Genomic DNA, 13080 nt, shown 5'->3' on the forward strand with positions numbered 1-13080 from the left:
TGCGCCCTGCACACTCAGCACCGGGCCAAGGCGCCACCGGCGGCCGACCAGGGGCGTGCAGCGATCCAGCAAGGCACGCCAGTCCGGCCCCAGGCCCTGCACGCAGGGCCGCGTGGCCGGCGCCAGCCCGCGGTGCCGTGCTCACTTCTTGGGCTTGATCCACTTGCCGTCTTCGTCAAACTCCAGCAGCGGCGCGGGCACCAGCGGGTAGCTGGCGTCCGGGTCGGCCTTGAGCTCGGCCGACAGCAGGTCCAGCAGGCGCGTGTTGTCCATCTTGAAGCCGCAGGCCTGGGCATGGCCGCCGCCGCCAAAGCTTTCGGCCAGCGGGATGCAGTTGAAGTCCGAGCGCGAACGCAGGCCCACCTTCACGCCCTTGGGGCCGGCGTGCCACATCAGCGCGAAGCTGCCGCTTTGCTTGGCCAGCAGGTCGCCCACCTGGCTGTGGAAGACGCCGGGGCTGTTGACCATCAGACCCTGGAAGCCGTTGAACACCAGCACCTGCGCGCCCGAGGCGATCTCGGCGCACAGGCTCTGGAACTTCTCGTCCATGGCGCCCCCGCGCGCCATGAAGGCCGCCTCCATCTCGGGCGTGAAGGCGGCAATCTCGGCCCAGCGGGCAAAGCTGCGCTCTTCCATGTCCAGCGCCGCCAGGAAAGGCGCGCTCTCGGCGAACTCCCACTTCCAGATGTCGCGGTCCTCGATGTAGCGGATCAGGCCAGGCACGGGCTTGTCGGGGTGGAAGAACTCCCAGGCCAGGCGCGCGCCGGACTTGTTCATGTCGAAGTGCACCACCCCGCAGCGGCACTGGTAGCCGGTCAGCTTCTCGGCCGCGCTCTTGTGGTGGTCCAGCACCACCAGCTTGCTGACCTTGGCCTCAATCTGCGCCATCAGCGCAGGTTCGAACGCGAAGTCCACCACGTACACGGCGCGCCCGTCCAGGTCGCCCAGGTCCTCGGCGGTCTGTATCTCACCATGGTCCAGGCCGCGGAATTCGGCCTGGTCCCCGTAGTACAGCCAGGCCGCCAGGGCCGCGCCATAGCCGTCCGGGCAGCGGCGGCCGTGGTAGAGGATCAGGGGGCGCACGTCATCTTGCAGCGAAGGACGCACCAGCAGTTGTAGGGGGAGGATGGTATTTTTCATGTGTGTCCGATTGTCGCCGCAGCGCGCGGCCGGCGCACAGCCCGGCCCCAGATGCACCGCCACCGTGCACTGGCCTCGGCCGGTGTCCCCCCGGCCGGCAGCCTGGCGCAACAGCTCAGTACATACCCTGAGCGGTATTGACAGGCCGTGATCAATGCAAGTTTGGAATGATTCAATTTCGCCAATTCATGCCTGAAAGCGCGGCATTTTGTGCACAAAACCCTTTGCCATCAACCACTTGAACATTCCACAGCGTCAACAAAGCACCGACAAGCCATGGTTGATTACATTCCAGGTCCGCAGACAGCCTGCGGGCGACCCCACATAATGCTTGCATCACTGTTTCAGTGACTGGCTTTGAGCCCCAACGCCAGCCACCAAGTCTGATGAACAACGTCAACGACATCGCCCCCTATCTGGGACAACTGCTCAGCTTCCGCCACGATCTGCACGCGAACCCTGAGCTGCGCTACGAAGAGCACCGCACGGCCGACAAGGTTGCGGCCTTCCTCCAGGCGCTGGGCCTGCCCGTGCACCGCGGCCTGGGCCAGACTGGCGTGGTCGCCAGCATCTACGGCCACGGCCGCTCCAAGGACAACCCCGGCCGCACCATCGGCATCCGCGCCGACATGGACGCCCTGCCCGTGACCGAAGCCACGGGCGCCGCCCACGCCAGCTGCGTGCCCGGCAAGATGCACGCCTGCGGCCACGACGGCCACACCACCATGCTGCTGGGCGCCGCCACCCTGATGGCCAAGAACCCCGCCTTCGACGGCACCGTGCACCTGATCTTCCAGCCCGCCGAAGAAGGTGGCGCCGGGGCCAAGGCGATGATGGACGACGGCCTGTTCCAGCAATTCCCCTGCGATGCCGTGTTCGCCCTGCACAACTGGCCCTCGCTGCCCCAGGGTCAGATGGCCGTGCGTGTCGGCCCCATCATGGCCTCGACCATGCGCTTTGAAATCCGCGTGCGCGGCAAGGGCGGCCACGCGGCAATGCCCCACAAGACGCTGGACCCCATCCCTGTCGCCTGCGCCATCGTCAGCCAGCTGCAGACCCTGGTGTCGCGCGGCGTCGACCCGCTGGACAGCGCCGTCCTGACCATCGGCAAGATCGAGTCGGGCACCGTGGAGAACATCATCCCGGACGAGGCCGCCATCTACGGCACCGTGCGTGCCTTGAGCCAGTCCACCCAGGACTACATGACCGCAGGCCTGCAGCGCATCGCCCACCATGTGGCCGCGGCCCACCAGTGCGAGGCCACCTACATCCACAAGCCCGGCTACCCCAACACCACCAACACCGCCAACGAGGCCCGCTTCATGGCCGAGGTGATGCAGGAGATGGTCGGCACCGACAACACCTTCCCCGACATCGCCCCCGCGATGACGGCCGAGGACTTCGGCTTCATGCTGGAGCAAGTGCCCGGCGCCTATGGCTGGATCGGCAACGGCCCGAACGGCCAGCCCGGCGTCGGCCTGCACAACCCGGGCTACGACTTCAACGACGACAACATCGAGCTGGGCGCCCGCTTCTGGGACCAGCTGGCACGCCGCTGGTTCGCGCAGCCGCGCTGAGCGCCCCACCACCCACCGCGCCCTGGCGCGGTTTTTTATGGGGAAAGCCCACGATGCCCACGAGCCACGACCTCCCCCTCACCCGCCGCCAGCTGCTGCTGGCCGGCGCCAGCCTGGCAGCCCTGCCGGCCGGCACCGCCATGGCCGCAGCGTGGCCCACCCAGCCCCTGCGGCTGATCGTGCCCTACCAGGCCGGCGGGGTGAACGATGTGGTGGCGCGCCTGTTCGGCGAGCGCCTGGCCAGAACCCTGGGCCAGCCCGTGGTGGTGGACAACAAGCCCGGGGCCGGTGCCACCATCGGCATGGCCGAGCTGGCCAAGGCCCACGACCAGCACACGCTGGCGTTTGGCGCCATCAGCCCGCTGACGCTCAACCCCTACCTGATGAAGGTGGCCTACGACCCGCTGACCGACATCCTGCCGGTGGCCAGCGTGATATACGCACCGGTCTACGTGATGGCCACCCGCGCCCTGCAGGCCCAGCGCTTCGAGGAGGTGCTGCGCCAGGCCAAGACCGCCCAGGGCGTCAGCGTGGCCACCTCGGGCTACGGCACGCTGGGCCACATCATGGTGGAGCAATTGATCCGCGCCACGGGTGGCCGCTTCGTGCACGTGCCGTACAAGGGCGGCAGCCAGCTCATCACCGACGCGGCCGGGGCACAGTTCGACCTGCTGCTGGCCAACCCCTTCGGCCCCATCAATGCCCTGATCGCCCAGGGCAAGCTGCGCGTGCTGGCCACCACAGGGCCGCAACGGGCCACCAGTTTTCCGCAGCTGCCCACGCTGGGCGAACTGGGCTGGGACAAGGCCAACCTCACCTCGCTGTTCGGCTTCTACGCCCCCAAGGGCACCGAGGCGGCGGTGGTGGCACGCCTGAATGCCGCCTTCAACCAGCTGCTGCGCAGCCAGGACATGCGCCAGCGCCTGCTGCAACTGGACAACGTGCCCCTGCCGCTGTCGGCCGAGGCCTTCGGCACCCTGATCCGCAAGGACTATGCGCTCAACGGCGTGGTGATCGAGCAGGCCGGCATCCAGGCGCAGTGATCACCAGGTGCGCAAGGCCTGCGGCCCGCTCAGGTCGGGCGCCTGCAGCCATTCCGACGCCGGCAACGGGCGGCTGAACAGGTAGCCCTGGCACAGGATGCCGGGCTCCCAGGCCTGCAGCAGCTGGGCCTGGGCCTTGTGCTCCACACCCTCGGCCACCACGCGCAGAGCGCGTCCCTTAGCCACCATCAGCAGCGCCTCCACCAGCACGGCGCCATGCGACTGCGGCGTCAGGTCGTGGATGAAGGTCTGGTCCAGCTTGATCTCCTGGATCGGCAGCCGCATCAGGTAGGCCAGGGACGAATACCCAGTACCGAAGTCGTCCAGTGCGAAGTGCACCCCAAGGGCGCGCAGGCTCACCATCTTCTGGATGGTCTGCTCCACCTCCTGCAGCAGCAGGCTTTCGGTCACCTCCAGGGTCAGCCGGCTGGCATCCACCCCCGTGCGCTGGATCAGCTCCTGCAGCTTGCGCACAAACCCGGCCTGCTGGAACTGGACCGCACTGACATTCACCGAGACGCGGTAGCCGCCTTGCTGCACCCGCGGGTCGTTCAGCAGCCGGCAGGTCTGCTCCAGCACCCAGTCGCCCACCGGCACCACCAGCCCGGTGTCCTCGGCCACCGGAATGAACTCCGCGGGGTCGACCATGCCGTTAACCGGGTGCAGCCAGCGCACCAGCGCCTCCACGCTGACCACCCGCCCCATCATGTCGACCTGGGGCTGCACGAACAGCTGCAACTGGCCCTCCTGCAGCGCCATGTGCAGGCCTTTCTCCAGTTCAATGCGCCGTTGGGCAGTGGCGGCCAAGGCCTCGGAATAGGCATGCACCTGCCCCCCGCCCTGGTGGCGGGCCTGCGACAAGGCCACGCTGGCCCGGCGCAGCACATGGTCGCCGGCGTCGGCCTGGAGCCCCGGCTCCACGAGCGGGAAGACGCTGAACCCGGCGCTGCACGACAGCTGCACGGTTTCCGGCACCTCCTGCAGGCAGGCGATGGTGCCCAGGCCATGCTGCAGCTCCTCCGCCACGGCATAGCTGTGCATGCGCGCCCGATGGCGCGTCTTGCCCACGCGCTCCAGAATCACGGCGAACTGGCTGGCCGAGGTGCGCGCCAGCCGCGCACTGGGCGGCAGCAGCGACTGCAGCCGCGCCACGAAGGCCTGCAGCAGCGCATCCGACCACTGGCTGCCGCGCGCGTCGATGAACTTCTGGAAGCGGTCGATCTCGAGCAGCAGCAGCGCATGGCACTGCTGCGGTGTACCGTCGCTGCGGCTGGCAGGTTGCTGCTGCAGCAGCATGTCCAGCCGCAACAACAGGGCCTTGCGATTGGGCAGCTGCGTGACCGCATCCACGTGCTGCAGGTGGCGGATGCGGCGCTCGGCCTCCAGCAACTGGGAGATGTCCTGGCGGATTTCCAGCAGGTGGCTCAGGTCCCCATCCGGATCGGTCACCGGGGCGATGCGCACACTTTCCGTGACCTGTACCCCATCCGGGCGGCGGCTGTGCACCACCCCCTGCCAGACCTGACCGCGCTGTACGGCATCCTGCACCTCCTGGCGCTCCTGCGGGCCCAGGCCCGCCTGGGCCAGCGAGGTCTGGCCGACGATGGCGCTGCGCTGCAGGCCGGAATGCTCTTCGAACGCCTGGTTGGCGTAAACCAGCCGGTCTTGCAGGTCGACGATCAGCACGCTGTCCTGGCTTTGCTCCACCGCCTGGAACAGCACGCCCAGCTGCTGCTTGTGGCGCCCCAGCTCGTCCAGCGAATGCCGCAACTGCAGCATCTGCGCCGAATAGCTGTGCAGCATGCGGAAGGTGACCCACAGCAGGAACAGCATCACGTAGCCGACGATGAGCACCTGCTCCCAGTGCGTGCGCCCCTGGTAGGCCAGAGCGCCACCCAGCAGCACCACGGCCCCAGCAACCAGGGTGGCTTCCGCAATCCCCATGGACCAGCCGGCAAACACCACCAGCACGGCCAGCACCAGCACGGTGCTGGCGCCAAAGAAGGCGCCTTGCCAGGCCAGAAAGCAGACCACGCTGAGTGCGGCCAGCAGCAGCAACTGGGCCGCCAGCCGCCAGCGCAGGCGCCAGCCGATCAGCAGGGTCACCCAGGCGATGGGGCCGGCTGCCAAGCACAGCCACCAGCGTTCGCCCCCGGGGCCTGAGAGGGCCGCCGCGCCCCAGCCCAGTATCCAGAACCACAGCGCCACCACCACCACGGCAAAGCGCGCATTCGCTTCGGGCGGCGGAGCAAGGCGCGGGAAGGTGCGGGACAGCATGGGGCGTGGGCAGACGGCGGCTGGGGACAATCCCCCCGAGCATCCACAGGCCGGCGCCCCCGGCGCGTAGGCGAAGGGCTTGCCTTAACGCGGCTTGCGGCCCTTTTTGCGCGACTGCGCCAGCGCATCCTTCTTGGCCTGGCGTTCGGCATCGGCCACGGCGGCCACGGCGGCCCATTGCTCGAACTCGGCCGGTGTTTCCAGCGTGATGCGGCCCAGCACATGGGTGCGGTAGTCGGTGATCACGATCTCGGCGGCCTTTTGCAGGTTCACCCGGCCGCCGCTCATCACGCAGCCACGCTTGCGGCCGATGGCTTCCAGCAGTTCGTCGTCGTGCAGGGCCTGGATTTTTTCCACCCCCAGCCCCAGTTTGAAGCGGTCTTCCAGGTTCTGCGGATAGTGCTTTTGCAGGTACAGCAACAGCTCCAGCGCCACCAGCTCCTCGTCGTAGGCGTTGCGCCCCACCGAGCCCGAGGCCGCCAGATTGAAGCCGCTTTGCGCGATGGAGATGCGCGGCCACAGCATGCCGGGCGTGTCCCACAGGTAGAAGTCGTGGTCCAGCACGATGCGCTGCTCGTCCTTGGTCACGCCGGCCTCGTCGGCGGCCTTGGCCTGCTTCTTGCCGGTCATGGTGTTGATCAGGGTGGACTTGCCCACGTTGGGCACGCCGCAGATCAGCACGCGCATGGGCTTGGCCATGCCGCCACGGTTGGGCGCCAGCTGGCGGCAGGTCTCCACCAGGCGGCGCGCGGGCGCCACTTCCTCGGCATCCATGGCGATGGCGCGCGTCTCGGGCTGGGCGTTGTACCAGTCCAGCCAGGCCTGGGTCTGGACGGGATCGGCCACGTCCTGCTTGTTCAGCAGCTTCATGCGCGGCTTGTGGCCCGTGAGTTCTTGCAGCAGGGGATTGAAGCTGGAGCCGGGGATGCGCGCATCCAGCACCTCGATCACCACGTCGATGTCTTTGACGCGCTCCTCGATGAGCTTGCGGGTGAGGTGCATGTGACCGGGGAACCACTGGATCATCTGCATGGCAAGGGCTTTCTCTGTTCTAGTTGTGGGGGGACTTGGGGCCGCAAGGATAATCGCAAGCTGTCATCCCGTCATCGCCACTTTGCCATGCCCTCCCAACGCCCCACCCCTTCCCGCAGCCCCTTGAACAACGACATGCTGGTGCGTGGTGTGATCCTGGCGCTGATCGGCCTGATCCTCATCATCGCCCCACACTTTATGGGCAACAGCCCGACGCGCGACCTGTTCACGCACGCCCAGATCCCGGCCTGGTTCTCCCTGGTGCTGGGCCTGGCCTTCATGGGCCAGTACGCCAAGCAGCGCCTCAAGGACAAGCGCGACTGAGGCCCGGGCCTGCCAAGGCCCCAGCCCAGCGCACACTGGGCATAAAAAAGCTGCCTAGCGCTTTCTGCGCCTGCGCTTTACGCTATCAAAGTTGCAGCATGTGACTGCAGCTTGAACACCGCCACCTGCTGCTCCAGGTAACCGGCCTGGTCGTGCAGGTCGGCAGCGGCCTGGTTGCTGGCCTGCACCAGGCGGGCGTTCTCCTGGGTCATGCCGTCCAGCGCCACCATGGCCTGGTGCAGCTGGGCAATGCCGGCGCTCTGCTCCTGCGCCTTGTGGGTGATGCCGCCGACCAGGCTGCTGACATGCTGCACATCCTGCACGATGCGCTGCATGCGCTGGCCGGCGTCCTGGGCCAGGCTGGCGCCGTTTTCCATCTGTTCCAGCGAGTGGGTGATCAAGGCCTTGATGCGGCGTGCCGCATCGGCGCTGCGCAGCGCCAGGGCGCGCACCTCCTCGGCCACCACGGCAAAGCCGCGCCCCTGCTCGCCGGCGCGCGCCGCCTCGACCGAGGCATTCAGCGCCAGGATGTTGGTCTGGAAGGCGATGCTGTCGATGACCCCGGTGATGGCGGCGATTTCGGCGCTTTGCGCGCGCAGCTGGTCCATGTTCTGCGCCACCCGCTGCACCACCGCTCCGCCGTCGCTGGCCGATTGCGCGGCCGAGGCCGACAGCTGGTGCGCCTGGCCGGCATCGGCCACGGCGTCATTGAGTTGCTGGCTGATCTGCTCGATGCCAGTGACCGCCAGCTGCAACTGCGCATCGGTGTGCTGGGTGCGCTGCGCCAGCTTGGCATTGCCCTGGGCCAGGTTGCTGGCGGTTTGCGACACATGGCCCACGCCGTGGCGCACCTGGGCAACGACGCCGTGCAGCTGCGCGCACATGCGGTTGAAGGCCCGCAGCAGACTGCCCATCTCGTCGCGGCGGCTGTCGGCCACTTGTTCGGTCAGGTCGCCGTGGGCGATCGCTTCGGCCAAGGCCACGGCCTGCGCCAACGGTTGGGTGATGGAACGGGTGATAGCCACCGAAATCAGCACCCCCACCACCAGCAGCAACCCGTAGACCGACAGGGCCCACAGCTGGGCCTGCTGGCGCACTGCGGCGGCGGCATCCTGTGCCGTCTGGCGCAGCTGCTGCAGGTGGTCCAGCCACTGGTCTTGGCTGGACAGATAGGCCTGGGCTGCGGGCTGCAGGGATTCCTGCACCAGCTTCTCGGCCTCCCAGGCCATGCCCAGGTCGCGGGCGCGGAAGGTCTCGGCATAGCTTTTGGCCAGCTGCTGGCCTTGCGCCTGCACCTGCTGTCCCAGCGCGCCCTGCAGTTCCATCACCTGGGTCAGGGCATCGGCCTGCGCCAGGTAGTCGCGCGCTTTGGCGGCAAAGCCGGCGATCACGGTCTCTTCGGACGAGAGCACGCTGGCCAGTGCGGTTTCCACGCCCTTTTGCGTCAGGGCCTGCCATTGCTGGGCCTGGGCCAGCTGGGCATCGTGCACCTGCAGGCTGGCGGCGGCGTCGCGCTCGACCTGCTGCAGGTAGGCGATCAAGCCGCCGGCCACCAGCACACCGCACAGCAGCAGGCCGCCGAACACCACGGCGATCTTGACCGCCACCGGCCAGTGGCGCAGGACCCCGCGGTCCGACGGTGCACGGGGATGGGCAGGCGCCGGCTGCTTCGGGTTGACGGTGCTGGGGGCAGACACCATTTCCCGCACAGGTGTGGCATGGGAAGGGACAGAGCGAACAACAAGCGACATGGCGGCCAACATCTCCAAGGGATAGCCGCAATCTAGTGCTACAAAATGTCAACACTGTGACAGCGCAATGACACCACGCCCGGCGCTCAGTCATCTGCAGTCACCAAAAACAAGAGCTGCCGGCGTTGATGTACAGCAGATTTCAAAGATGTTGCATCTTCAAGACCGCTGAGCACCAGCGCAGGCAGCTCATGTTTTTAAGGTGGGCGATGGCGCCCACCCAGGGCTTCAGCCCAGCGCCGCGGGGTCCATGTAGCGCTGGCGCCATTCCTCGAAGGTGCCGGTGTCGGCCGCCTCGATGGCCTGCTGCGCCTGCACCGAAGTTTGTGCGAACTGCACAAACTGTGCCTGCTGGGCATCGCTCCAGGGCAGGCCCAGCAGGTGCTCACGGGCCCACAGCGACTGGGTCAGGCCGAACTGCTCGAAGCTGTTGCCATGCAGACGGCGCATGTCGTCCAGCACCCGTGCGGACGGCGTGGTCTGCGGCTGGGCCACGCGCTGCCGGGCCTGGGCCAGGGCATCGCTGTAGGCCGTGGTGGCGTGGGTGGCGTCCAGCGCCGCCGCCATGGGCGCGCACTCCTGCAGCACCTCGGCGGCCCAATCGACCAGGGCCACGCGGTCCTGCCCGCGCAGCAGCTGCAGCCCGGGCTCGCGCCCGCGCTCGGCCGCCAGGTGCTGGTTGTGCTTGAGCTGGGCGATCTCCTCGGGCGAATCGGGCGGGCTGTCGGTCAGCAGGCAGTGCAGCAAAAACACATCCAGCATGCGCATGGTGGTGCTGTTGATGCCCAGGGGTTCGAACGGGTCCAGGTCCATCAGGCGCACTTCCACGTACTCCACACCGCGCTCGCGCAGCGCATGCAGGGGGCGCTCGCCGCTGCGCGTGGTGCGCTTGGGGCGGATGGTGCCGTAGAACTCGTTTTCAATCTGCAGCAGGCTGGTGCCCAGCTGGTTGTAATCCCCGCCGGGGTTGCGGATGCCCAGCTGCTCATAGGCCGGATAGGGCTGGGTCAGCGCCTGGTGCAGCGAGTTGGCATAGCCTTCCAGGCCGTTGTAGCTGACATTGATGGAAGCCTGGGCATCGCTCTGGTAGCCCAGGCGCCCCATGCGCAGCGACGTGGCATGCGGCAGGTACAAGGTCCTGCCCGAATCGCCCAGGGGCTCCAAGCGGTGCTCACGCCCCTCAACAAAGCATGTGCTCAAGGCCGGCGATGCACCAAACAGGTACAGCAGCACAAAGGCATGGCGGCGGAAATTGCGGATCAGCGCGAAATAGTCCTCGCTGCTGACGCCGGGCAGCGACCAGTTGTAGTGGATGCCCGAAATGGTCTGCATGCGACGGCCATAGCGGTGGCCCAGGCCCATGCGGTACACGCTCTTGGAGCGCCCCGAGTGCGAGGAGCCGTAGCGCCCCAACGGAATGGTCTCGTCGGTGGGCAGGTGACAGGGCATGCTGGAGGCCCAGATCATCTCCTCGCCCACGGCGGCCATGCTGCGCAGCGTGTATTGGTGGATGTGCTGCAACTCCTGCAGGCATTCATCCACCCCCAGGCGGGCGCCCGTGATCAGCTCCAGCTGCGATTCGCTGTAATCGGTGGTGATGTGCGGGTGGGTCAGGGCCGAGCCCAGCGCCGCCGGATGCGGCGTCAGGGCCAGCTGACCGGATGGCAACACGCGCAAGCCCTCTTTTTCAATACCGCGGCGTATGCCTGCCAGACGTTCGGCTGCGGGAAGGGGGTGCGACTTGGGTGTTGGATTCATTCTTGTCTGCGATTAGGGTGCAGGAAACGGAGCCACCTTAGCATGCGGCCCCCCGTGCGCAGTGATGATAGAGACAAGGCTGGCGCACCGATGCCCCCCAGGGGCATAACCACGCGGCGGCTGTGCCGCCCGGGGCGCGTGATTGCACGCTGACTTTCTAACCGCTAGGGGCGCCCGATCAGGGCGTGGCCGCGCGCGCGGCGAGGGCCTTGCCAACCTCCAGCGCGCCTTGGGCCGAGCCACTTTGCGGCACCTGTTCGTTGTGGCGGTCGCAGACCTGCGCCAGCTGTTCGGCCAGCAGCTCGGGGGCCTGCTCTCCCAGGCCGACGTGGATGCCTTCGGTCAGGGTGATGTGGGCGGCCTCAAAGCTGCCGGCCCCGGCACACAGGATGGTGCGGGTCGGGGCCGAAGCGTGCGCCAACACCAGCATAGCCGGCACCACCGCCTCGGGCTGCAGGGCGGCCAGCACCTCGGCAGACATCAGGCCTTCGGTCATGCGGGTGGCGGCCGTCGGCGCCAGCGCATTGACGTGGATGCCGTACTTGGCCCCTTCGATGGCCAGGGTCTGCATCAAGCCCACCTGGGCCATCTTGGCCGCGCCATAGTTGCTCTGGCCGAAATTGCCATACAGGCCCGACGACGAGGTGGTCATCACGATGCGGCCATAGTTCTGCGCCTGCATGTGCGGCCACACGGCCTTGCAGCAATGGGCCGCGCCCATCAGGTGTACCTCCACCACCAGGCGGAAATCGTCCATGTCCATCTTGGCAAAGCTCTTGTCGCGCAGGATGCCGGCGTTGTTGACCAGGATGTCCACACGCCCCCAGGCATCGACCGCCTGCTGCACCATGGCCTGCACGGCCACCCAATCGGTCACCGAAGCACCGTTGGCCATGGCCTCGCCGCCCAGGGCCTTGATTTCATCGACCACGGTCTGCGCCGCCGACACGGAACCGCCGGAGCCATCCACGGCCCCGCCCAGGTCATTGACCAGCACCTTGACACCACGGCGTGCCAGCGCCAGTGCGTGCTCACGCCCCAAACCACCGCCCGCGCCCGTGACGATGGCGACCTGACCTTCAAACGACAAAGATTGCATGTGCTGTCTCTCCTGTTGTAATGGCTTGCATCTGCTGGGTCCGACTGTACGCACACCGGCCACGGGCGGCATTCACGCAGGTGACTGGCAGCCTGCGCCAGCTTATCCACGGCAGGACCGCACAAGCATGTGGACAAACTTGGGATGCCGGCCTACAAGTCGATTAAGTGCTTGTTTTGCAATAGTTTTCATTAATTGCCCGTTTTTTAATCACATGCTTAAAGACTACTGAAATTTTGCCCCCAAATAGCCTGAACAATCCTGTTGATAAGTTTTCGAATTCCCTTTCAAAACAAATCCAAACCTTTGATTCACAACAAAATTCAGTGCATTGAACAAAAAATAGACAGCTTGCACAAGCTGGATCCGATCCAGCTCTGCCGCGGTGGAACGCCGCGCAATCCGCACCAGTTGCCCCCAATTTGACTGAACAACCATGTGGATAAGTGCCACCAAAGCCCACAGCCCTCGCACAAGTACTTGATCTGCAAGGACAAGCAGTTCATTGCCTATTTTTTACGCAAACCCCAACGAGTGTCACAACCGACTTAACCAGCGACAATTTCGGGTTGATCCCCGACAGGCCTGGACCTTTTCCGACATGAATGCACCCCTGACCCCCGAACTTTTCACCGCCAAACTGGAGCCCAGCGGGCAGCAGTGCGATGCCTGGGCCGACCAGACCCTGCTGGACTCCATCGAAATGGGCGGCCTGAACTGGCCCAGCTCCTGCCGCAACGGGACCTGCCGCACCTGCCTGGGCACCCTCACCGCGGGTTCCGTGCATTACAAGATCGGCTGGCCCAGCCTGACCGCCGAGGAAAAGGCCGAGGGCTGTGTGCTGCCCTGCGTGGCCTACCCGGACGGCGATGTCACCTTGCAAGACCCCGAAAACTGAGGCCTTGCGCCCACCCAATCCTGGCAGGCAGGCCACAAAGCACTAAAATGCCTGCTTTCAACTGGACCGAGCACCATCCGGCGCTTGGCTTTGCAGCGACGGAACCCGTGCGCACATGTTCTTTGGAAGCATGCAGGCCCCTGCATGCAGGGCGGGAGCCCCGATCAAAGGCAGTGCTGCC

At 66.5% G+C, this 13080-nt stretch carries 10 protein-coding genes; 4 read left to right on the forward strand and 6 right to left on the reverse strand.

The genetic code is table 11. From position 1 onward, the window contains the following. Positions 1 to 141: 141 nt before the first annotated feature. Positions 142 to 1140 carry a DHH family phosphoesterase gene (locus CA2_RS02555; RefSeq protein ID WP_042412300.1) on the reverse strand — a complete coding sequence of 333 codons (999 nt, stop codon included), beginning with the start codon at positions 1138 to 1140 and terminating at the stop codon, positions 142 to 144. A gap of 386 nt (positions 1141 to 1526) precedes the next feature. On the opposite strand from CA2_RS02555, the gene CA2_RS02560 reads away from it, so the two are divergent. Beyond that, entirely contained in the window at positions 1527 to 2717 is a 1191-nt protein-coding gene (locus CA2_RS02560; protein WP_042412304.1) for a M20 aminoacylase family protein, read from the forward strand. 53 nt (positions 2718 to 2770) lie between these two features. Then, positions 2771 to 3760 carry a Bug family tripartite tricarboxylate transporter substrate binding protein gene (locus CA2_RS02565; protein WP_042412307.1) on the forward strand — a complete coding sequence of 330 codons (990 nt, stop codon included), beginning with the start codon at positions 2771 to 2773 and terminating at the stop codon, positions 3758 to 3760. Here the strand turns inward: CA2_RS02565 and CA2_RS02570 are convergent, their stop codons facing one another. Both CA2_RS02570 and ylqF read right to left on the reverse strand, forming a co-directional pair. Next, positions 3761 to 6037 (reverse strand): putative bifunctional diguanylate cyclase/phosphodiesterase, encoded by a 2277-nt coding sequence (locus tag CA2_RS02570; RefSeq protein WP_052369798.1) that lies wholly within the window; start codon positions 6035 to 6037, stop codon positions 3761 to 3763. 84 nt (positions 6038 to 6121) lie between these two features. Continuing rightward, on the reverse strand, positions 6122 to 7069 hold the full coding sequence (gene ylqF / locus CA2_RS02575; protein ID WP_231499157.1) for a ribosome biogenesis GTPase YlqF: 948 nt from the start codon (positions 7067 to 7069) through the stop codon (positions 6122 to 6124). Between the two features lie 87 nt (positions 7070 to 7156). Between ylqF and CA2_RS02580 the strand changes: the two genes are divergently transcribed. Then, a complete protein-coding gene (locus tag CA2_RS02580; protein ID WP_042412309.1) occupies positions 7157 to 7393 on the forward strand; it encodes an SPW repeat protein in 237 nt (78 codons plus the stop codon). Positions 7394 to 7470: 77 nt separating this feature from the next. Here CA2_RS02580 and CA2_RS02585 read toward each other — a convergent pair whose 3' ends face one another. From CA2_RS02585 to CA2_RS02595, 3 genes are all read right to left on the reverse strand, one after another. Then, positions 7471 to 9093 carry a methyl-accepting chemotaxis protein gene (locus tag CA2_RS02585; RefSeq protein WP_052369800.1) on the reverse strand — a complete coding sequence of 541 codons (1623 nt, stop codon included), beginning with the start codon at positions 9091 to 9093 and terminating at the stop codon, positions 7471 to 7473. A gap of 279 nt (positions 9094 to 9372) precedes the next feature. After that, positions 9373 to 10902 (reverse strand): glutamate--cysteine ligase, encoded by a 1530-nt coding sequence (gene gshA, locus CA2_RS02590; protein ID WP_042412312.1) that lies wholly within the window; start codon positions 10900 to 10902, stop codon positions 9373 to 9375. 178 nt (positions 10903 to 11080) lie between these two features. Next, positions 11081 to 12001 carry an SDR family NAD(P)-dependent oxidoreductase gene (locus tag CA2_RS02595; protein ID WP_042412315.1) on the reverse strand — a complete coding sequence of 307 codons (921 nt, stop codon included), beginning with the start codon at positions 11999 to 12001 and terminating at the stop codon, positions 11081 to 11083. A 601-nt stretch (positions 12002 to 12602) separates the two neighbouring features. Here CA2_RS02595 and CA2_RS02600 point away from each other — a divergent pair. After that, positions 12603 to 12899 (forward strand): 2Fe-2S iron-sulfur cluster-binding protein, encoded by a 297-nt coding sequence (locus CA2_RS02600; RefSeq protein ID WP_042412319.1) that lies wholly within the window; start codon positions 12603 to 12605, stop codon positions 12897 to 12899. Positions 12900 to 13080: the final 181 nt, after the last annotated feature.

This window comes from Comamonas aquatica NBRC 14918 (assembly GCF_000739875.1).
GTDB lineage: Bacteria > Pseudomonadota > Gammaproteobacteria > Burkholderiales > Burkholderiaceae_C > Comamonas > Comamonas aquatica.